The following is a 21,976-nucleotide window of genomic DNA, read 5'->3' on the forward strand; positions in this document are numbered from 1 at the left end:
ATTGTGTGTGTTATAATGGTGTTATTTTTTATCAATCAGCAGATATAATTTTTAACAACAATCCCAATAAAAATAAGCTTTGGAAAAGTCTTTTTCAAGTAAACTTTCTTTATCAATAAAAATATGTCCAATACCACTATCTCCAAACATTATGTGGTCGTCAACATCTATTTGTAAAACTTGTATGTCATCGCTTTGCCCGTCATTGCAATCTCTAGGGTCGGATTGTGTGAATTCTGCATATCCACCAATTTTATGTCCCATTGCATCAAAATATTCTCCAAATTGTTTCTCCTTTTCTTCAGTGAGGTTTTCTGTAAAATCCCAGTAATCCATATCGTCAAAAAGATAATCAAACTGAGAATCTTCTGACGCTCCTTTATCAATTCCTTTTTCGAATGATAGTCGATGAAGTTTAAAAACAGGCATTTCATCATAATCCTTTTCTTGAATAAATGAAAAGTCGCTCAAAGTTTCTTTAGTTAACTCTTCAAATGTATGGTATACAATAGCCGAGCCATCTAGATACCAATCTGAAGGTGACAAAAAAAGTTGAAGGATTCCATTTTTTGGAAACAAATCTAGTTCCGGTATTTGCTCAAAGTTTAGTTGAGCAATCATTATCATTGGTTTTCCATTTTGATCTTTGGGATATTCTTTATTAATTGGAAAGAATGGTATCCCGAGAAATTTGTTGTCTTTTAGATCCAAATTATCCTCCAGAGGCTTTTCTTTTTGTGGTTTAGCTATTATGCGAACAAATTCACGTTCGTATTTTTTTAAGTCAGATTCGAATTTCTTTAAAAAGTCGGGAATCATTAATTTATGGTTTTATTTTAAATACAGGTTCCCCTATAGGACATTGAGCATTTTAGAATTAGTTAACTGTAGTAAACTATAGACTAAAATTTTTGTAACAATTTTCTGTATAAGTATGCAATAAAAGTGGTTTTTATAGTTCTTAATGTTTAAATGTTTAACGGTATTTTAAATCTGGTTTTTACATTTTTTCCATTCAAAGTAGCTGGTTCCCATTTTGGCATTTTCTCTAACTTTTTGATTGCTTTTTTTTCAAAGTTTAAACTTTTATTATTTAATGGTTCAAAATCAGTCAACTTTCCATTCTCATTGACTACAAATTCTACCGTTATTCTTTTATCAATTCCTAATAGTTTGGCAAATCCTGGATATTTTATGTTTTTTGCCAAATCTTTATAAAAAGATTTAAGTCCATTTTTGGGATATGCTTTTGTATCAGTCTTATAATAAATGGTATCACTTTTCAATTCCCGAACAACATAACCCTCTATCTCAACAGAATCTTTAAAAATTCTGACAAGTTTTTCATTCTTTTTGTCTGAATTGCATTGATATTTTCCGGAACCATTAATCAAATATGTTTTGTCTTTATTCCATATTTGAATAAATTTTGTTTTGTTTTCAATGAATAATTGCTCGGAAGTTTGTTTGCCTTCTTTATTAAAGTATTGCACTATTCCTTTTCTGTTTTTTGTTTTTAATTTAGGGTTTTTATCATATTGATTGTTAGAGTTGTACCAGATAAATTCATCAAGGTTGTTTAAATCGGTGAATCCATAAAATTTACCAGTTCTAAAAAGTTTATTTTTATAATAATCTTTAATTTCAACTAAACTATCTCTTAAAAAATATTCTCTTTTGTTCTTACTTTTAGAATCATCAGTTCTATGATGAAAACTTCTATCAAACATCGCAGATTCTTGCGAGTAAATGATAGAAGTTGTCAATAGAAAAATTATAGATATGTATTTCATTTTTATTTCAAAAAGCACTTAATAATATTTAATAAGTATCATATCAGCGTAAAATGTTACTCTAATTTTAGACAAAAATTATACTTTGGTTGCTAGCTAGTTATTTTGCTCATTACTTTACCATTTCTAGAATAGGCAGATGGCCTGTCTTATCGTTCAAGTTACTATGGCCATAATAGGTTATTGTATACAGAACTATTTCATATTTCTTCTCATAATTTCACTTCCATAATCTGGGAAATATTCATTTAATAGTTTTTGCCATAACACCATACCATTTTCGGAATTGGTAAATAGCACTAATCCTTTTTTCGATTTTAATGATATGATAGCAATTGTCTTGGTTCCATAATCTCCTCCTGTGTGCATTAAAACCGTTTCATTTTTATCCAAATTTGGTAGTATCTGCATACCTAATCCCCAGAAGATTCCATCTTTCTCTTTGGTTTGCGGCTTTATAAACTCTTTGTATAACTCTTTTGATAATCCAGCTCCATTAAGTACGTGAGCTAAAAATTTAGAATAATCTTCTGCCGTAGTTAATAAGTTTGCAGCAGCATTGACCTTAGTATATTTTTCGAAAGGGATCTGTTTACCATTTTCATCATGTTCAACCGCATATAAGTTATCGTCAAGATGCTTTGTCCAATAAAAAGAGGTGTTTCTCATTTTTAAAGGATCAAATAGGATCTCTTGTGCAATATTTTCCAAACGTCTTTGAAGTTTATTTTCAATAACTTTTCTTAGATATTCAAAACCCTCTCCAGAATATTCCCATTGAGTTCCAGGTTCTCTTTTAAAATGTAGTTTTTTTGTTTCGGTAAGGTATCTCCAATTCGGAAAGCCAGATTGATGAGATAATATATTTCTAATGGTTAACTTGTTTATATATGGATGGTGTTTTAAGTCCTTGTCCACATAGTATTGAGATAGCGGTTCGTCTAAATCTAATATTTTCTTATCAACTAGTTTTAATACTACGTTTGCAACGATTGGTTTGGTTAAAGAGGCTACTTTGTAAAAGGTGTTTATCCCAGTCTTTATAGTATCCTTTTGTACACCAAAGTTTCTAATTTGAGATACTTTACCTTGTTGTATTAGTCCAATAGAAATTGATGAGATTTTATGTTTTTTTAGTAAAGATTCTATTTTGAGATCATTGTCGAATAAAGGCATTGGATAGTTAGCATGAAATCCTTTTCCATAATCAGCTTCAGGTTCTTTATGGTCATAACTTAGCACTCTTGTAAGCTTCCATTGTCCTTGATCAAGACGCCAAACCGAAGTGAATTTCGCAATATTGGTGAGTAATAACTTCTTACGAGGTTCTTTTATGTAAAATAAATGTATCCCTTTTTGAATAGCTCCATAGGTTTCACCGTTATTCTTTAGTCTATAAACTTCGAGACTTTCTTCAACAACCTTTCGTATTGGTTTTCTGTCAGGATTTGAACAAATACTTTTTTTAAATCCTCTAAGAAATTCTTCTTTGTTTTGTACTCCATTTTCATCATGATAAAACTCAAAGTTTTGGGGTATGTATTGTTCTAAAATTTGAAAATTACAATTATTGAAGCCTTGTGTAAAAAATAAACTGTCAATCTTTTTTAATTCTTGGAATAGTTTTGATTCTTTAGAAACCTGACTATTAGTAGATAAAGATAACATGCTTAATAACGTAAATAGTATTCGTTTTAAATATTTCATTGTTGTTTTCTGTGTTTAAATGTGACTTTGGCGCAATAGTCCAAATTTTATACATATAGAAGCACGAAAACAATACGAAAAAAAGCCGACAGTTTTACGACATAAATTATATGATGCTGAAATTCAATTTAATACGAAGGGTTTTGTTTTTGGATAAAGCAAAGGCGTTTATTAAGATCATAAGTATGTTTACCAATACTGAAATGATCAAAACGGGTAATGTTATTCGAATTTCAGTTTCAAAAATCCTATGAAAAAATGGACTGAGAAAAAATACTATAGTGGAGATGATCGTCCATAAAATTTGAAGGGATACAATTTGTTTGGTCAATGTATTGAATTCCTTTTTCTTATAAATGATAATGATAGGGAGTAAAATATTTAAACAAGGAATGATTAAAACGGGTAAGGAAGATAGGTTAATCCATTTGACCCATTGCAGGTTAATATTTTCTTGTGATTTCTTATCAACCAATAAGTCTTTTTCAATATTTAAAGCATCTGCCAACACATTTAAGGTATGGCCTTTTAATGTTGCACCAGCTTCGATTCTTTGGATTGTTCTAATGGATACTCCAGATTTTTCGGCTAATTCCTGTTGCGTAAGATTTAGTTTTTCTCTGTATTCTTGGACTTTCGGCATATGTTTTTGTCAATGGATTTGGTGCTTCAGTATTGTAAACGATTTTGTATACAGCTCGTTGGTAAATTATCTTATGAAACATTAAGATGAATCACTAAAGTAGTAAATCTGCAACGAATTTTGTCTGGAAATTAAGTTATAATAAGCGATACAGGATATAATTTATTGTTTTATTCTTTTATCAATTCTTTAAGCATTTTTTGGGCTGTTTTATTTAGTAGCTTCGGTGTTTTAGGACCGCTCTGATTCGTTATAATCGAAATCCCCAGATTATATTTTGGATAAATGAATAACCAATTCTGAGTACCACTTGTTCCGCCGTGATGATTGTATGAAGTTCCATACTTATCTTTCCAAATTCTCCAGTAATACCCTATTTGCAATGGACTGCGTATTTCATAAAGTGCTTTATGAGATTCAGAAACTATGGGGTTGTTATCATCTAGTTGTAATTTGATATAGCGCATCATATCGGTGATTGTCATTTTAATTCCGCCTGCAGTTCCCCAAAGAGGATTCAAATTATTGGGAGCAAGTGTTTCACTGTCCATCCAATACCCACGAACAAGGTTTTTAGCTTGGAGAGAGTCTAATTTAATTGTTGTCGCAGACATGTTAAATGTATTGGAGAAATTATCTTTTAATAACTCGTCAATACTTTTATGATAGACTTTTTCCAATATGTATCCTATTAATTCTGCACCTGCGTTAGAATACAAATAATGGATACCTGGTTCTGTGGTTATGGATACAGTTGTTAAATCATGTTGAAACTTTTCTTTATCATATGATTTTTCTAATGCGAAATATTCATTGGGTACTTCTTTAGTGAGTTTTTCATACAATCCGTTCATCTTAGAAGGAAGGAAAGTGGGCAAGCCACTGGTATGCGTTATTAGGTGTTTTATTGTTATTGGTGCGCCCTTATATTCTAAGTTTGGATAGTTTCCATCTAGATAAACTCTAATATCATCTTCTAGTTTAATTTTTTTATTTAGAACAGCTTTAGAAAGGAGATAACCAGTGATGGTTTTTGAAATAGAACCGATTTCATAAATAGTGTTGTCGTTAGGAGGGTTGTTCTTGCCTTTCACTATTTCTCCAAAGTGTTCTGTATAAACTCGCCCGTCTTTATAGATCCCTATAGAGACAGAACTTATATTTTTATTTTTTACAAACTTCTCACCGTTTTTTTTGATAATTTTTGGAACAATATCATCTAAATTATTTTCCTGAGAAAACGATGTTTTGAATAAAACAATAAAGAAAAGAGATGCAAGGAGTAAAGAATATTTCATGATATTTTTTTGCTATTTAAAGCAATAATTAAGCCAGAATTTTAATAACTAACTCACATGTAAGATGTTTTTGCAATGTCCTATATATATTGGAAATTTTGCCGCTCAATGCTATTGAAATAAAGTGAAATATGATTAGGAAAAGAAAAGTTTTAATTATTTGTTTTACTATGTATTACATATAAAATTTTCAGTGCTGTACTTCTTTTATTGCCAATCCTTTTTTATCACTTAATTCTTTAATTTTTTTACCAAGTAATTCTTTATCCTTTTTTAGAGCGAAGAATCCAAAAACGTGACTACTCCATTTATACTCATCATTCATTCCTATCACGTAATGATCAATACTTTTAGACTTTCCTTTTTGCGTCAAAAATATATCGCTATGAGCTAGACTAACTATGTTTTCAATCTTGTAAGTTTTTGATCTCAAGTTAAATAATTCATTAATTTCTATTTGATTACTATTAATTCGAACAAACCAGTTTAATCCAAGAATAAAAAATACCATACCTGTTATGGAAAATATTAATTCTAGAGGTCTCCATATTTTTTCACCATCAAATCCATGTTTCATATTGGTAAAATGTTTATAGAGGTAGTAATCATTTTTTAGATATAATTTATAAATGAAATCCATTGGAACTCTCAAAAATCCAAATCCTAAAATTAATCCAGGTAAAAACCAAAATAGCGATGAAGGTTTCATTATATATTCATAGTCATTCGAAAACAAAATGTCTACAAGGTTAGTTCCCAATATGAATACAAGGAAACTAATAAACCCAAGTGATAGGAAAATCCATAAAACTGCCATTTTCTCTAGACGATTAAATTTCTTTTTATTTTCTTCAATTTTTGAAAAATCTAAATTTTTTGGAGATCTATATGGAAATATCAGTTGAAATAGTATAAATGATAATGCTATACCAGATGTTATTATCAATTGATTCATGTTTAATTTATATGGTTGGTTTATATGTTGAATTATAACATTGCTAAGGTTTACTAAGAGGATAAAAGTATAAGAGTAGTTGTTTGTTGCTATAGCAAGTTACTTATGCATAAAATCGGATACTATCTTATTAAGTGATTCAATATCTGTTTTCTTATTTAAATACGCATCAATATTTTCATCTCCCATAGTCTGGATCTCATATTCTGGTAATTTTTCTTGGAACATTAGATATACAAAAGTGTCTATAATTCTTTCTTTTAATCCGTGAGGGAGGTTGTGTTTGCGAACTATTGAATATTCCATTCCCATATGGGTGATTTCGTGAATTATTGTATAAGCAGGATTTTTATACTTCATAAACTTGCCTTCTTTGTTCGTTAGCAAGGTGATTGTTCCTTGATCTGGGTCATAGCTTCCTCCAGTTCCATACAAAGTGAAAGCAACTTTGTAATTGTCAAACATTTTAAACTCCCAGTCCCAATTCCTTTTCGTATCACTTATTTGATGGATAAGATTGTTCATAAGGTCAATCTCATTGTTAACTTTTTGTATTGCCAGCTCATAATTCTTTTGATCAAAAACTTCGGTTTCGACAAGTGTATAAATTGCAGAAAAGTCCTCATTTCCGAAAGTTCCATTCTTGGATTTTACTATTAAAGAGTCAATCAAAGAATTTTTTGGTAGACGAATGTTATATCCTTGTTTTTCAAAAAAAGTGATGTCATTTATTGTTCTCCAAATTGAAGAAGCTTCTTGTTGTATAGTTGGCTGAACTATTTTAATTCTTGAAACTTGTTCTTGTGATTTACAGCTTAAGCTGAATATTAGAAAACAAAGAAGCAATACTTTTGGTAATTTCATTTCGTTTTGATTTAACCTTCCGGAAAAGCTTTGATTTAGCACATTTTTTCGTATTCTTATCAGTATTTTACATTTTTTTTAATAAACATTTTCAATAAAATGAATTTCTTCATTTATCTTGTTTATAAGTTTATCAGCTCTGTTTTTTTGATGATTATAACTATTTATTTGTTTTTCGATTAAGTGAGTTCTGTATAGAATAGAGTTTTCCAGAATTTTTACATAGCTGCTATCGGTGCTATTATTAGAATTAAATCTTAAGATAAGATGATTCATTGTTTCGTTGTTTTGAGCGATAATAGCTTTATCAATTGTTTCTTCAACATGTTTTGTTTGTCTGTAGTAAACTAAAATATCTTCAACTAGATAATTACTTCTCAATAATTCTATTTGCCCTGATGATATAAGATTGTCAATTACCGTTGTATTAGAGCTGAACTTATATCCAGCTGTTAAAAAATTAAAATCTTCGATGGGATTTTTTATCGATTCAATATATTTTGGTAGATTTTTTTGAACTCGATTTAATGTATCGATTAGAAGACGATCTTTATTTACTATCCCTTCATATAGTTTGATATCTGAACCTAAATTTGTAGTAAGTCGGGTTAGATAGAGTATCTCTTTTTCTTCATTTTGATACTTGATATTCAAATTGTTGATCTGTACGGCTATCAGTATTCCGATAACAACCAGTATGATTTCACCAATAGCGTATTTCATATACTTTCCGATTTTTTTTTCGGTAATCAAGTTTTGTCTAATTTTTCTAAATAATTTTATCATTGTTTGCTACTTGGTTATAATTAGGCATAACATCTTGGTATAAGAAATATAAGGGTAGGAGATAGACAATACATTTGGAGCTGGTATTAAGTCAAATATAAATATTTTAAGGTTATCATTTTCTAATAAACTCTCTACAGAAAAGGACTAAACACTTTAAAACTATAAAATAAAAAAAGAGTTATACATTTTATATTTGAGGAATTACCAAATAAGTAGAAGCTTTTTAATTAAGAATTAAACTGTATTTTTTTAATTTCATTTTCTCTAATGAATTATAATTCCTTCTAGAACCGTTTTTATTACTCATTTTCGAATATTGCAACCGCTCGTACTGGAGATCCAGTTCCTCCTCTAATTTTTAATGGTAACCCGATAAATCTAAACCTGCCTTTTCCGATTAACAAATGAAGATTTATCATATTCTCATAATGCGTAAAATTTAATTCACCGCAGATATGATGAACTTCTTTATTTGATATACCAGGAACACCTGGCGACATCGTTTCAACACCAAAAGCGGATATTTTCTTTTCTCCTAGGAATCTTGCAGAATCAGCGGTAATTCCAGGACCATTACCCCAATTTTCTCCATTAAAGTTTTTTCTATAATGATCCGTATAGAACAATACAGTATCTCCCTTTTTTATTTTTAAATTAGCCTTGTTACAAGCTATTTCTATTTCATCAGGTCTTATTAATTCTTTTAATCCTTTATGAGAAAAATCTAAGCAAATCCCTTCAGTATAGAACATCGATAAAGGCATTTTATCAATCGACTTTCCTTTATGTTGAATTTCCATATGATTAATAGCATCAACATGAGTTCCTGTATGTTCTCCTAATTCTAATTTATGTACTGCTGGTGTTTTAGTCTCTGGATTTTTTATACCATTCCATTCTTCGTGAGAATTATGGATTGTCATTTTAACCTGTGGAAGGTCTTTATAAATAGGCATTCCTGGATAAATTTCCTGACTTAAATCAATAATATTTGCCATGCTATTTTCTGATTTTTTGATTGTTGTCAACGTTTTGCATAAAAAGAGTTACGGATTTTAGAGCAGGGATTTTCTATGAAAAACCAAACCTTATAAATACGCACTTATCTTTAGGTGATCCCAAATCAGGATAATTTTTTATACCATGTCGGTTTTAGTTTTATCTTTTTCTTTATATACTTTAGGGTTGTGTTTCTCCATATAAAATTCGGGGTTAGGTATTTCGGTAAACCCAAACTTTTTATAAAGCCATTCGGCTGTGTTGGTTAATAATATCCAGCGTCTTAATCCTTGAAGGTTAGGGTGATCCATTATTTCACTCATTAGCCATTTACTCAACCCTTTTCCTCTGTATTCATCTAAAATATAAACATCTCCTAAATATGCAATAGTGGAATAGTCTGAAATTATTCTTGCAAAGCCAATTTGCTTATCTTCATGATAAAGCCCAAAATTCAAGGAGTTTTCAATGGATGTTTTCAGTGTTTCTATTGGAATTCCGTTAGCCCAATCGGTTTCGTTTGCAAGGAATTTGTGAATGCTAAAAATATCTAATTTATCCTTATCAGTTGAAATGGTATACGTATTTCTATGAGTTTCTCTAATTTTCAATTTAGTTTTCTTAATTAAAGTTAACGTTTGGTATATGTATGATAATAGAGTAGAGTGTTATTTTACCTTTTATTTTTCTGTAATGTTTATATTCAATGATATTTTTCATAAAGTTCTTCAAGTAAAGTATCTAATTCGGGTGGACAACCTTCTGTAAAATTAGACGGATGCTCAACTATTTTTCCATGAACCTTTTTGAACATAATTTCTGGAATCGGCTTAACTAATTTAATTTCAGCATATTCATCTGCCCAAAAACTTGGTTCAAATTCAAAAATACTTGAATTATAAAAATCATTAAGGTAGTTCTTTTCTACTTTTTCAACAAAATCAAAGTCGTTAATGGAATAGGGTTGTTTTTTCAATACTTCATTTCTGTCCATGAATTGTTTAAAATATCTCGGAGCAGACTTCCAGTAAATCATCAAAATCGTTGATTTATCGGTGAGGGGATTGTCTACCAGCCAATTTAGAAAACTATTCGAGGAATCCCAATTCCATTCCATTACCATTTGATAAAGAACTTTTTGTGATTGTTTGGCTGCAAATTCCAAAATAATTTCACTTTCTAAAGCATCATATTCCTCTTGACTTATTTTCATATGGTTTTCTTGATTGAGGTAATGTTTAATATGTTGTAGTAACGCAAAAATTACTTTTGTTCAGTTTTGCTGAGCATTGACGGCTAATTGTAACTTTCTTCAAGCATTGTACCTTACCAAAAATACACTAATCTTTCGATTGATCACCTAGCTGCTATGATTACGTATATATGGTTTTGCTAATAGTTCTTTATTCTATTTTAGTATGGTTTAAATTTTTTATTTTTTGGAAATCCATGATAATAAATAACTTCTATTACAAAACCTGTTGCTCCATTCCAGCGTTTAAAATTATTCCAACTCAGTGAGTCCAATATTTTATTTGATTTAGTTAATACCAATGAATCCAACTCAGATATTTTTTGATAAGCAATTTGAGCATCAGCTTCTTTAGGTATTTCTCCATAAAATAGTTGATAAACCGAATTTTGGTCTTTATTAGTTAGCTTATTAATTTCGTCTGAATACAAACTGTAAAAAACAGAATCCGCTACTTTTATTACAATTCGTTTTTGGTCGTTTAGGGTATTCGATGCAGACTCCAAATAATTGTCTTTTTTTAGTTCAGTTTGAACGTAATATTTTACTGTTCCAAATTCTGTTTTTTCTCTTTTAATAAGTCCTTTTTTTGTCGAGCACGCGATAACTATTGAGGTGAAACAGAGTAGCAATATTTTTATTCGTGTGTATTTCATTTAAATTACTACCAACGTTTTATATATGTGTCGTAGCAGAGCAAAATGTAACCTTGCTTTTTGATTTTTCTACGCATTGGTTGCTAACTTTTACTTTCCGCAATCAGTGAACCTTACCAAAAATACAAGTACCAATCGATTTGTCACTTTGCTGCTATGGTACATATATGTTGTTGTGCAATGTATTCTTTTTTAGTTTTTATTGCGTAATGAATTTTCCAAAAACTTATTAAATTCTTCCATTCCGTTTGGTTTCAGAAAAACCACTTTCTTTTGTAATCCCATTGGTGTTTTCTTGCCTAGGTTACTAATAATTTCTAGAGGCCAAGTAAAACTAAAATCAGTTGGCATAATAAATTTATTCAGATTGATATTTCCCTCAATTACATTTGAATAATACACTTTATTGTTCTCACTTAACTTAAATCGAATTTTGGTTTTAAAATCTCCATTATACTTTGTCGATTTAGTTTCAATTACTCCATTTGGCTCAATTTTTATTTCCCCAAAACTGTTTCCACATTCAGAGCTTTCCCAATATTCTATTGGTTTCCAAATTCCTTCTTTATCTACTGCTTCTTGTAGAATGTGAATTTTGTAATCCTGATGAGAAATTGAAATTGTGTCAGAAGTATTATTTTGAATATAAACTGAAATTTTTCCGTCAGCGTTTGGTGATGCAATCAGTTTAAATTCCTCGTCGCTTTTTAATTTGGATTCGAATTGTTTGTCTAATTCAGCGTTAGTAGTAAAATCAGAATTGTAGTTATTTTGATTTACGCTCATTTCAGATTGCTGTGCATTTAAAAGATTGCACAGAAGTGTTAATAATATTCCAATTTTAATTTTCAAGTATTCAGTTCTTATATGTTGCACAACATTTAATATATGTGTTGTAGCAGAGCAAAATGTTACCTTCTTTTATGATTTTTTCTGTCCTACTTAGGAGAATACATATTGGTTGTTAACTTTTTCTATTATGAAAGTATTGCTCCTTATCAAAAATACACTAATCTTTCGGTTAATCACTTAGTTGCTACGAAATCATATATTTTGTCGTAACGCTTTATTCTTTATATTTTGTATTTCATTTCTGTATAGAAGTATCCCTAATCCAGATGAGAAGATAATACAGCTGACTAACATTAAAATTCCATCATTCCAAATAAAATAGGAGAGTCCAACAAATGGTCCGCCAATTATAACCATAAGAGAAGCAATCGGATTCATTTTGATAAAATTCAAAGCGTGTGCTGCTAGACCAACAAAAAGTAAAGATGGTCCGATAATCACAAATGGATATAGAATTAGTGGCGTATTGTTAATTTGTTCTCTTAATTCATTCCTTCCGATATGATCATTTCCGAAGCTCCACATAATGAAATCAATTGTACAAAGTCCAATGTGCGCAATAACCCCTATTGCTGTCAAAACTGATGCGATGGAATTTAATCTATTCTTTGGAAAGACATTATTAAAATTGATTAATAGTATGGCTCCAGTTAAATTAAACCAGTGAGCTAGATCAATATGTTTTTGTTCACTTAACGAACCTTGAGAAAAAAATACGTAACTGGTAACGAAAAAAAGTAATCCAACTAGACACAGAGTTTTTGGTTTCATAATTTGTTTTAAATAATTTGACAGTTGCAAATTCCAATAACTTACTGAGTCTAATTATGTTTTTCTTCTGAATCGTCGTATATTATTACTGGATTGTTATTTAATGAGTTACAACGTTACTTGCATTAGCAGTAGCGGGTTTCATACCACTAAGCTGTTGTATAGCAAAATGCTTATAACAGCGAAAAGACGGTTCGAGTTCTCACTCAAACCGCTATTGTTTATACACATTGTTAGGCACTGCTGTTTATGAGTCTTTAGCCATTTTTTTTGTCATTTCTTCTAGAGAACTGGTCATGAACGCATGGAATTGCTCCTGTTTCATTTGTGGATTTTCGACAAACTGGTCATAATAAGACCAGAATACAAATACACATTTGCCGTTACCTAGATCAACTACTTTTATAGTGTTGACCATTCCTTTTACAGGAGCTCCTTCTAATAAAGAATATGAAAAACTTTTTGCTGATTCGTTATAAGCTACAATCTTTTCCTTGAAGTAACCTTTACCATCAGGTGTATAACATACTCTTTGACCTCCTTTTCCAATATTTCCAGTCCATTCAACTCTTGCAATATTTGAAGAGTATTTGTCAATTTTGTCCATTTGCCTAACTGTCTTCCAAAACTTATCTGCGGACTTGTTTATTATTTTACTGAATTGAACTTTTGGCTCTCCCATACTTTGAGCAGAAGCCAAATTTGCACTTAATAGAAGAACTAATGTGCTTAATAATAGATTTTTAATTTTCATTGTTAATGATTTTTATAATTTACCTTTTGATACAGTATTCATTAATGTGTTACAGAATTAAGCTACTTTTTTTCTATTTTTTTCCAATTCCTTTTGTTTATAATCGCTTGGTTTACCTGTTTCGACAAATATTTTTAGGTCTTCAATAACCCCTGCTACCGCTTTGTTGAGTTGCATTTTCATCATTGGTCCCATAATGGCACCTTTAAAACCTTTGGTTTGCATTTTCATTTTCATGTGTACAAGTGTATAGCTTCCCTTTCGTTCTAAAGTCCATGTATTAATAGCAGAAGTGATAAAACCTGGGAATCCTTTCACGACTTCATAAGCCAACACGTAATTTTTTGAGTCGAATTTCTTGATGTCTTCCTGAATTGTTCCAAAGCCAGGAACTTCACAAGTTCTTTTGCTGCATTCCGCTCCATCAAATTTTGGTTTTCCAAAACCTTCTGAATGAGTTAACCCTCTTGCCCATTTGTAGGCAGTTGTAAATTGATTTCCCAGCACTTCCCATACCTCTTGAACGGGACGGTTGATTACGATTTCTTTTTTTATGTCCATTTTGTTTAGATTTTTAATTTGCCTTTTTGATACAGAAAACTCTCTGGTGTTACAGAATGAAAAATAAAAAGCCCGTGATTATCAAAATCACGGGCTTTTTTATACGTATGAATCAGTACTAGTTTAGCTCAAAAAAATCTAATAATCCATTATTTCCAATAATTTCTTCAACAATAGTTTCTTTAGAAAAATCATCCTTCGCTGGAATATCTCTAAGTAACTCTAAATGCTTTTTATCTACAATATCGGCAACCAATTCACTGTTCTGAAAAGCATAGTCTGCTACTTTGGTTTTGTAACCTACATTGAAAAATTGTTGGTCTTCAGTGAGATAACCATTTTTGTGCATAGTTTTTGCCTTTTTGCCACATCTGCAGGGATTTTTCGAGTTCATCAGTCCGCATTTTTGTTGCATAAAGTTAATTAATTCCTTTCTTGCTCTGTGAAGCTTTACTCTATAGTTAGCTTTTGTCATTCCGAATATTTCAGAGCCTAAATTGTGGTCGACTCCGAACGTTTCTCCTACAATAAATAAAAGTCTTTGCTCCCTAGTAAGACACATTATCATACCAGATAGACAACGATATCTAAGCTCCTTTGCCAATTCCTCGTATTCCTTTTCTTCACTTTCGTCTACGGTTGCATTTTCAATAGAGTCAAGTCGTTTTCCTTGATTTTCAAAATCCGTGAATTGTTTTTCTCCTTTTCGTCTTTTGGATAATAAAAATTCATTAAATACAATGCGATAGAGCCAAGTTCTAAATTGACTTTCGAATTTAAATTGTGATAGCTTGGTGATTACCTTGATAAGTGCTTCTTGAGTTAAATCTTCTGCGTCTTGAGGGTCAAAGGTAAATTTCCAAGCTACATTGAAAATATACGGTCTGTGGATTTTTATGAGCTGATTCAATGCATCTTTGTTACCATCCAAAGAGGATTTCAATAGTTCTATATTTTTTTTCTCTGAATATTTATCTCCCAGTTGATTCATACATTTTTTTCTTGTTAGATACATGAATTGGATAGGTGTTACAAAGTTCGATTTAAGGTTGTGCTTAAAACGTTCCAGCTATGAAGCGTGGAAACGGTTTGGTTAGTTAGATATATACTTTATAGCCATTGTTGGCTGCCGTTTTTAATTTTTCAATTGCTTTTTTCTTCGCTTTTGCCTCAAAAAGCTCTTTTCTTACTTCAACGTTTTCAATTGGTATCAACGCTCTAGGATCTCCCCATTTTCTTAGCTCGTCAATTGCATGTCCACGGATTGAGTCATCCTGAAGTGAGATAATCAAAGTTTTAAATGATTCTTCAGTTTTCATTTTTCTCAACGTGGTCATCATCATTTGTCTGGAAGCTCCGTATTTAGGAGATTGGCAGATTTTTAGGACTTCATCATAAGTTGAACTATCATCAATTACGCTTATTGCATTTCCTACTGCCCAAAGGTCCAAATTCGGATAGTTTTCCGAATTATTTAAAATCTTAATCAACAGTGGAGCAACGTCTTTCATTCCTTTTTCAGACAATGCTCGAATTACCATCTCCAATTCATTCCCTTTGAGAATGTCCAAATATTTAATTAGTATTTCTTTGTAAGGCTTTGAAGAGGTTTTTGTATTCACTAAAATTGAAATGGGGCTCGTCTCTTCATTCAGGAAAGCTCGAGTCTCCAATCTAGCTTCCAATAATTCTCTATTTAATGATTCAAAATTCTTCATGTCAATGGTAGCAACGTTTAATATATGTATCGTAGCAGCGCAAATCGTTTTTATTTTAAAACTTAGGCGGAGGAGGAGCATTTTTCTCCATCTCTTTTCTTGTTTTATACAATTTTACGATTCGATCTAAATTAACATTATTTAATTTCTCTTTTTCTATAATCTCAATTCGTTCAATTTTCGGAAAGTGAATTTTTTCTTTCACCTGAAAGTATACTATTAATTGTAAATAGACATCAACCTCATTATTTGTGTTAAGTTTCGCGTAAGTCCATTTTACAAAGTTTTGATGAGCAATTATTTTGTTTGTATCGATTATTGGGATTCCGTTGGAATTTTTAAAGAAGGAATTTGGTAAGTTTTTTTGAAATTTATTAGCCATTTTTTTAAATACATCAGCATCAATCATTCCATTTGCAAATTCAACTTTAGGGTCTATTTGTTTTGAGATTAAAGATTTTTCAATTGCATATATTTGGTTGAAATAGTTCATATACCGCTCAGTACTTCTCTCATCTATTTTAAAACTTTGACCATTTATAATAAAAACTATGAAGTAAAATAAAATTGATAATAGAAGTTTTTTGAATTTCATTAGAACTCTTTAATGTTTGCCAACGTTTCTTGTATGATACATTTGCATCCTGCAGGGTGCATGTGCAATATACAAATTGTTGTAGGTAGTGTTATTTATTTCCAGAATTCCTCTGATTTTTGTTTTAGTTCTTTAACTCTTTTATCAACAAATTTCCTTTCTTTTTCATCTCGCAAATAGTATTCAGGATAATATAGGTACCACTGATTTTCAACTTTTATGATTTGAGGTATTTCGAAATAATACTTTTGGTTGTTAAAATTCATTTCGACAGTTAAATCTGCCCAATTTCCTATAATAGTTCTACCAAAACCACCATAATTTTTAGTTTTTTCGTGCTTGTAATATATTGTATCTATAGTGGCTTTCTCAATATCGAAGCCTTTATCTTCTTCCATTATTTCTAATATGTATCCTGCTCTGACTAAAAAGTTGTCAACTCTATCATCATATTTTCTTTTTAGCTCTCGATAGATTGCCATAGTATCATTTTCTAGAGGATTGTATTTTATGTTATCCACAAAAAGTTTTTTCTGTTTGTCTAACGGAATAGCTATGTTTAAATACTTGATTGTATCTTTTCTTTGTAGAAATTCAATTACGGTTTTGGCAATATCATAAGGTGAGTTAACAGGCTCATTGATCAATGCTTTTTTTGTTTTTGTAATCTCTTTTGATTTATCTATTTTATCTAAGAAATTAATTTCATATTCATGCGAGCTTTTAGAGCTCATATAAAGGTCTTCATTGTCTGCTAAAGTTGTTAATTCAAATTTAACTTTTGATTTTATGTAGATACCTTTTTCTATGTCAAAATAATATTTTCCTTTTCCAATTTGAGTTAGTTTATAGTTACCCTCAAAACTGTCCGGTAAATCTAACTTTGAAACGTTAATTTCTCCATTTAAGACGACACATTTATGTCCTTCAATATCTTCATAATTAGAAAAAGTCAAAGTATTAAAACCTTTAGAGTTAATTAATGAACCATTGATATTAAAGGGTACATTAAGAGAAACTTTGCAAGTATCTCCAATGCTTAATTTCTTGTGCGGTAATGGAAGTAATAGACGTATAAAATCATTTGAGGGCGAAGTCACCTGAAACGTTCCATTAGATTGTAAACCTTGAATTATCGAGTTTGGTTGTGTGTCAGATATTGTATCCCTGCTAAAATCATTTTTAAGTTTCACCTTAATTTCTTCAAAACTTAAATCAGCTAAATTTTTGGATTTTCCATTGATTATCATTTTTCCATTTCCGCTGATGAATGATTTGTTACTTTTTTCCTCTTTCTTCATTTTATTCTCACTATTTGTTATTTGTGAGAATGAATAAATGTATTTGCTGTCGGAGTCAAAGTTCCACTTAAATGATTCTTTTTCATTTCCACAACTCAGTAGAGAGATTAATAAAGTAACTAATAATATTTTCTTCATTCGGTTAGTGGTTTAATAAGTTTCTCCTATTACCTACAGCATCGCTTGTACGATGTGTTTTTTGTATGCACTAAAGATCTTGTTGGTACAGTTTTTTCAATTATCGTTATAGTTATTGAAATTAAATCCAGAATTGATTTGGATGCGGAATTTAAAATCGGTTAGCAGCTTATATGTATCTCTTTCTTTAAGATCATAAAGTTTACATTTTTCCACTATACCTTCTATTTCGATGAAATTATTATCAGAATCTTCTATAATATTAGTTATTTGCGCTAAAAATTCACTATTATCGTTAAATCTTGTTGAATAATAAGTGTCGTTAGTACCAGAAGGGAAAAAGTCAAAAGCAAAATCACCATTTTGTAAAGGATTTCCAAAGTCTCTTCGGAATTTAAGGTCTTTATTCATTAAAAACTCTCTAAGAGCTTCTAATTCTGAACTAAATTCTCTTTTCTCAACATTGATTCTTCCGAAGTAGGCTTTTGCTGTATTGTGTTTTCCAATTTCACTAGGGTGAATTGATTCATAAATAATTATACCACTTCCATATATAGTATAGCAATTAGATGGCACCCCATTATCAGTGGTTTCACTGCAATTAATAAGAGTTCCTCCATAATCTATATTAAAGGGTTTGTCATCAGAATAAAATTTATCATATATTTTTTTTTCTATTAAGAAAGGTTCATTATCAAGCTTACCTTCGAAATAATAATGTTTTAATAAAATAGGTTCACTTTGATTTTCTTCAGTATCAGAAAGGTCATTGCTATCACAAGAAAGAAAAGTAAATGTTAATAAAGCAACAGCGATGTTTTTTAAGTTTAGGTTCATATTTTAAATTTCTATGTTTTTTGCTAATAATTAATGGTAACGTTGTATGCATGGATAACAGAGGTGAAGCCACTTTGATTTATGCATCTTGTTAGCATACGTTTTTAATTCCGTTATTCTTATTACAAAGTCTTCCCAATTTGGTCGAACTAATTCATTTTGGTTAATTTGAAGGATTTCATATTCATTAAACCGAAATTCAACGTTATTTGGATAAATTTCGAGTGATGTAATTTCGTTCATTTCTCTGTGCTTATCTTTTCCAAATTCGTCAATTCTATTTTTATCAATAAATATTACTCTTCGTTTAGATACGGTATATTCAAGAAACAAATAAATCAATGATAATGTTAGTAATATGGCGGTATAAGCATTCAAGTCAGATATACAAAAGATCACTATTAAAGCCACAAAACCGAAATTCGAGTAGTCAAAATTGCTTTTGGATAACATAATATGATTTTCGTTATCAATACTTTTTTCAAATTTTTGATAGGATAAAATAGAAGAAATTAGGTATGGTAGGAATATCAAAATTAAAGCCAATTCAAAGTTTTTAAATTGAAATAATATTACATAACCAACTAATACATATATAATTTTGAATATAACAGATTTATCAAATTTTATCATTCCTCTAAGTTTTATTTACAATGTATACTAACATTTTATGTATGAATCGAAGTAAGGCAAATCAGCTTGAGCCTATCTGTTTATCTATAGATTTTTATTTTTTGTGTTCAATTATTCTTACTATATAATCGAGTAATTCTTGTTTTTCAGTAGATGATATTTCATTTTGAGGAATTAAAAATAATTCAACTATTTTGTCGGGGTTTAGTTTTCCTTCAAAATGAAGAAATTCTACTTGTTTTATAAGATCATCCGCTTTTTTTTCAGAGACAAGGCCTTTAATTAATGCCTGTTTATCATTGTTAATTAGTTTTTTCCTTTCCTGTTTACTTAGATCTGTTGTTAAATAGGTCATATCAACAGGTATCTTTTTTTTAATTTTAGGATTGATTTTCCCTTTCCCGTTGCAATATGCACATTCTCCTGGTCCCCATTTAAGTTCTTTATTTAACCTTTTGATATCACTTAAATCCACATACCCTTTTCCCAGACATCTTGGGCAATCAATTTTATTTCGATTAAAATATTACTTAGTATATTCATCTATTAATTGAAGTTAATCTTTTATATATGTATCGTAGCAGCCCAAAATGTTACCCTAATTTCGATAAAAACTGCGCATTGGTTGCTAACTTTTCCACTCTGTAAACATTGCGCCCTTATAAAAACACAACAGCCAATCGATTGATCACTTTACTACTATGATTACATATATGGTGTTGTACGCAGTTTTTTATGTCAGATTTGAAATTTGAATTAACATTGAAATTCCATAAATGATTGATATAATTATTATTCCTTTTTTTATTGTTTTTCCATGTTTATTTGTCCAATTTAGATATTCAGATTTTTTGGATTCAGACACGTCCCATTTTCCACTTGCATATTTAGATCCAAAATATATTAATATCGAAAAAATTACGAGTCCAATTAAAGAAGTCAATAATGATGTTTCCATTAAGTTTTTATTTTTTTGGTTTAAAAAATCCGAAAACCCATTTTAGATTTATAAAAATCAAAATCAGCAAAATTATTCCAATTATAATAAATTCAATTGTAGTTAGGTTTTTGAAATTCGGACGCTCAATTTTTTCAATAAACGCAATTGAGTAAATGTGAATCAAAAAAACAGTCAGAATTACCAAAGCTGATTTTCCAGTAGCTTTTAATAAGCTCAAAGTTTGAGATTTGGTCATTAATTAGGTAGATTTAATCAAATTGTGTATAACGCTTAATATATGTGTCTTAGCAGGGTGAAATGTTACCTTGTTTTTCGATCTTTCTATGCATTTGTGGCTAATTTTTACTTCTTGCAAGCATTGCACCTTACCAAATATACAAGAACCATTCGATTGATCACTTTGCTGCTATGATCAAATATATAGTGTTAGCGTACGTGTTTTTTCAGTTCAGCTTGTGTTTCGATTCCGTAAACCCTTTTTATTATATGAGGATTATATTCCAAATATTTCCACTTTTTTAACTTCTCATCAAAAACAGAAACCATTTGACTGTTGTTTTTTATTTTAATCAGTTTGTTTATAGTATCTATTTTTACATTTTTAATTCCAAATTGGGATTTATATTGTTCAATTACTCTCTCAGGAGTTTTTGAAAAGTCAAATTCTACATCAGATGAGTACACTATAATTTTAAATTTCTTATTTTTCGATTTGATGATTTCGCTAATATTAACAATTTTGAAATTATTAATAGAGATTGAATCCATTTGTTTTGCAACTCGCTCCATTTTAGTCAGAAATTCATTTTTCTTGTACACACTCCAAAAATATGTTGGCATAAAATCAACTGCTTTTTCAAATTCCCCTTTGGAAATCAGATTGCTGTATTCTAAAAAATCGGATTCCAATTGAGTTTTTGAGATTTCTTGTCCGTAACTAATGTTTACAACAAGTATAAATAATATCAAAAGTGTTTTTTTCATATGTAGGCTAACGTTTACTATATGTATCGTAGCGGAGCAAAATGTTACCCTGTTTTTCGATTTTTCTGCGCATTGGTTGCTAACTTTTCCACTCTGTGAGCATTGCGCCTTACCAAAAATACAACAAACATTTGATTGATCATTTTGCTGCTATGATCAAGTATGTCGTGTTAATTGTAACTTTTATTTTTTTATTAAGTTTTTAAGAATAATTATTATGTCAGTTATCAAATATACTCCGATAAATATGACACCTACAATTCCGTAAGGTCTTTGCCTTATATGATTTGGGTCAGGGTTTAAAATCATTTGTACAAAAAGGTAAAGAGCAAAAAAACAAAAAGGATAGAGAAGAAGTCTTGTCAATACTTTCCTTACAGTCCATTCCTTAACCTTTTCTTTTTTTAATTTTGATTTTGGCCTGTTAATAATTTCAGAATTATTTAACAGTTCGATATTTTCAATTGCCTCTTTTAGCTCGTCGGTGATTAGTTTAGTTTCATACTTTTTTGATTTTCCTAAAACCAAACTCAATAAAGTTATGATCAATATGATTCCGATTGTTCCGATAATTGCAGTTTTTAAGTCGGTTGAGAGGAACAAACCAGAAACAAAAACAGTTAAAACTCCAATTGTAATTTTATTAAGTAGTTTGTGATAAGGATTTTTCTCCGTCTTAATTCCGTTCAGTTTGCCATTTTGGTCAAAAGTCAGATGGAAAATTGGATACACACTACGCAAAAAATTAGAGGAACGCCAGATCAAAAGTTCATTCGGTTTAATTTCTCCGCTGTATTTTGTTGTGTTGTAAAAAAATGAATCATTCCAATGCGCTTTCAGATTACTTTTTTTATTCTGAACGATTAGTTTTTCGATGTCTTTTTTTTCTACCACAAAATTGGGTTTAAATTACTA

General features: G+C 30.1%; 25 protein-coding genes. All 25 read right to left on the bottom strand.

From position 1 onward, the window contains the following. Positions 1-51: 51 nt before the first annotated feature. On the bottom strand, positions 52-819 hold the full coding sequence (locus tag Q1A73_RS20600; RefSeq protein WP_299609568.1) for a DUF1963 domain-containing protein: 768 nt from the start codon (positions 817-819) through the stop codon (positions 52-54). A gap of 149 nt (positions 820-968) precedes the next feature. Further along, entirely contained in the window at positions 969-1,793 is an 825-nt protein-coding gene (locus Q1A73_RS20605; protein WP_299609571.1) for an energy transducer TonB, read from the bottom strand. Between the two features lie 195 nt (positions 1,794-1,988). After that, positions 1,989-3,500 (bottom strand): class A beta-lactamase-related serine hydrolase, encoded by a 1,512-nt coding sequence (locus Q1A73_RS20610; RefSeq protein ID WP_299609574.1) that lies wholly within the window; start codon positions 3,498-3,500, stop codon positions 1,989-1,991. A gap of 106 nt (positions 3,501-3,606) precedes the next feature. Further along, a complete protein-coding gene (locus Q1A73_RS20615) occupies positions 3,607-4,143 on the bottom strand; it encodes a helix-turn-helix transcriptional regulator (protein WP_299609578.1) in 537 nt (178 codons plus the stop codon). Between the two features lie 170 nt (positions 4,144-4,313). Then, complete coding sequence (locus Q1A73_RS20620) at positions 4,314-5,441, bottom strand: serine hydrolase domain-containing protein (RefSeq protein WP_299609582.1); 1,128 nt, start codon at positions 5,439-5,441, stop codon at positions 4,314-4,316. A 190-nt stretch (positions 5,442-5,631) separates the two neighbouring features. Then, a complete protein-coding gene (locus tag Q1A73_RS20625; protein WP_299609584.1) occupies positions 5,632-6,396 on the bottom strand; it encodes a hypothetical protein in 765 nt (254 codons plus the stop codon). A gap of 99 nt (positions 6,397-6,495) precedes the next feature. After that, positions 6,496-7,260 carry a hypothetical protein gene (locus tag Q1A73_RS20630; protein ID WP_299609586.1) on the bottom strand — a complete coding sequence of 255 codons (765 nt, stop codon included), beginning with the start codon at positions 7,258-7,260 and terminating at the stop codon, positions 6,496-6,498. Between the two features lie 78 nt (positions 7,261-7,338). After that, on the bottom strand, positions 7,339-7,983 hold the full coding sequence (locus Q1A73_RS20635) for a DUF6090 family protein (protein ID WP_299609589.1): 645 nt from the start codon (positions 7,981-7,983) through the stop codon (positions 7,339-7,341). A gap of 365 nt (positions 7,984-8,348) precedes the next feature. After that, positions 8,349-9,047, bottom strand: a complete 699-nt coding sequence (locus tag Q1A73_RS20640; protein WP_299609592.1) for a cyclase family protein — start codon at positions 9,045-9,047, stop codon at positions 8,349-8,351. 138 nt (positions 9,048-9,185) lie between these two features. After that, complete coding sequence (locus tag Q1A73_RS20645; protein WP_299609595.1) at positions 9,186-9,659, bottom strand: GNAT family N-acetyltransferase; 474 nt, start codon at positions 9,657-9,659, stop codon at positions 9,186-9,188. 92 nt (positions 9,660-9,751) lie between these two features. Beyond that, the gene (locus tag Q1A73_RS20650) at positions 9,752-10,261 is read right to left on the bottom strand and encodes a DUF4274 domain-containing protein (RefSeq protein ID WP_299609598.1); all 510 of its coding nucleotides are present in this window, start codon (positions 10,259-10,261) and stop codon (positions 9,752-9,754) included. A gap of 200 nt (positions 10,262-10,461) precedes the next feature. After that, complete coding sequence (locus tag Q1A73_RS20655; RefSeq protein ID WP_299609601.1) at positions 10,462-10,956, bottom strand: hypothetical protein; 495 nt, start codon at positions 10,954-10,956, stop codon at positions 10,462-10,464. A 192-nt stretch (positions 10,957-11,148) separates the two neighbouring features. Further along, positions 11,149-11,808, bottom strand: coding sequence for a hypothetical protein (locus Q1A73_RS20660; RefSeq protein ID WP_299609604.1), 660 nt, complete (start codon positions 11,806-11,808; stop codon positions 11,149-11,151). A 192-nt stretch (positions 11,809-12,000) separates the two neighbouring features. Continuing rightward, positions 12,001-12,579 (bottom strand): hypothetical protein, encoded by a 579-nt coding sequence (locus Q1A73_RS20665; protein ID WP_299609607.1) that lies wholly within the window; start codon positions 12,577-12,579, stop codon positions 12,001-12,003. Positions 12,580-12,826: 247 nt separating this feature from the next. Continuing rightward, on the bottom strand, positions 12,827-13,333 hold the full coding sequence (locus Q1A73_RS20670) for an SRPBCC family protein (RefSeq protein WP_299609610.1): 507 nt from the start codon (positions 13,331-13,333) through the stop codon (positions 12,827-12,829). Between the two features lie 57 nt (positions 13,334-13,390). Then, the gene (locus Q1A73_RS20675) at positions 13,391-13,894 is read right to left on the bottom strand and encodes an SRPBCC family protein (protein WP_299609612.1); all 504 of its coding nucleotides are present in this window, start codon (positions 13,892-13,894) and stop codon (positions 13,391-13,393) included. A 118-nt stretch (positions 13,895-14,012) separates the two neighbouring features. Continuing rightward, the gene (locus Q1A73_RS20680; protein WP_299609617.1) at positions 14,013-14,885 is read right to left on the bottom strand and encodes an RNA polymerase sigma factor; all 873 of its coding nucleotides are present in this window, start codon (positions 14,883-14,885) and stop codon (positions 14,013-14,015) included. A 106-nt stretch (positions 14,886-14,991) separates the two neighbouring features. Beyond that, positions 14,992-15,693, bottom strand: coding sequence for a hypothetical protein (locus tag Q1A73_RS20685; protein ID WP_299609620.1), 702 nt, complete (start codon positions 15,691-15,693; stop codon positions 14,992-14,994). Then, on the bottom strand, positions 15,668-16,207 hold the full coding sequence (locus Q1A73_RS20690; protein WP_299609623.1) for a hypothetical protein: 540 nt from the start codon (positions 16,205-16,207) through the stop codon (positions 15,668-15,670). The genes Q1A73_RS20685 and Q1A73_RS20690 overlap by 26 nt, the downstream gene beginning before the upstream one ends. 95 nt (positions 16,208-16,302) lie before the next feature. After that, complete coding sequence (locus Q1A73_RS20695; RefSeq protein WP_299609626.1) at positions 16,303-17,646, bottom strand: hypothetical protein; 1,344 nt, start codon at positions 17,644-17,646, stop codon at positions 16,303-16,305. A 96-nt stretch (positions 17,647-17,742) separates the two neighbouring features. Beyond that, the gene (locus Q1A73_RS20700; protein WP_299609629.1) at positions 17,743-18,483 is read right to left on the bottom strand and encodes a hypothetical protein; all 741 of its coding nucleotides are present in this window, start codon (positions 18,481-18,483) and stop codon (positions 17,743-17,745) included. A gap of 30 nt (positions 18,484-18,513) precedes the next feature. Further along, a complete protein-coding gene (locus Q1A73_RS20705) occupies positions 18,514-19,029 on the bottom strand; it encodes a hypothetical protein (protein WP_299609632.1) in 516 nt (171 codons plus the stop codon). 181 nt (positions 19,030-19,210) lie between these two features. Next, a complete protein-coding gene (locus Q1A73_RS20710; RefSeq protein ID WP_299609635.1) occupies positions 19,211-19,591 on the bottom strand; it encodes a hypothetical protein in 381 nt (126 codons plus the stop codon). 912 nt (positions 19,592-20,503) lie between these two features. After that, positions 20,504-21,061 (bottom strand): hypothetical protein, encoded by a 558-nt coding sequence (locus Q1A73_RS20715; protein WP_299609637.1) that lies wholly within the window; start codon positions 21,059-21,061, stop codon positions 20,504-20,506. Between the two features lie 183 nt (positions 21,062-21,244). Beyond that, positions 21,245-21,955 carry a hypothetical protein gene (locus Q1A73_RS20720; RefSeq protein WP_299609640.1) on the bottom strand — a complete coding sequence of 237 codons (711 nt, stop codon included), beginning with the start codon at positions 21,953-21,955 and terminating at the stop codon, positions 21,245-21,247. Positions 21,956-21,976 lie beyond the last annotated feature (21 nt).

Source organism: uncultured Aquimarina sp., assembly GCF_947492115.1.
In the GTDB taxonomy this organism is placed as follows: domain Bacteria; phylum Bacteroidota; class Bacteroidia; order Flavobacteriales; family Flavobacteriaceae; genus Aquimarina.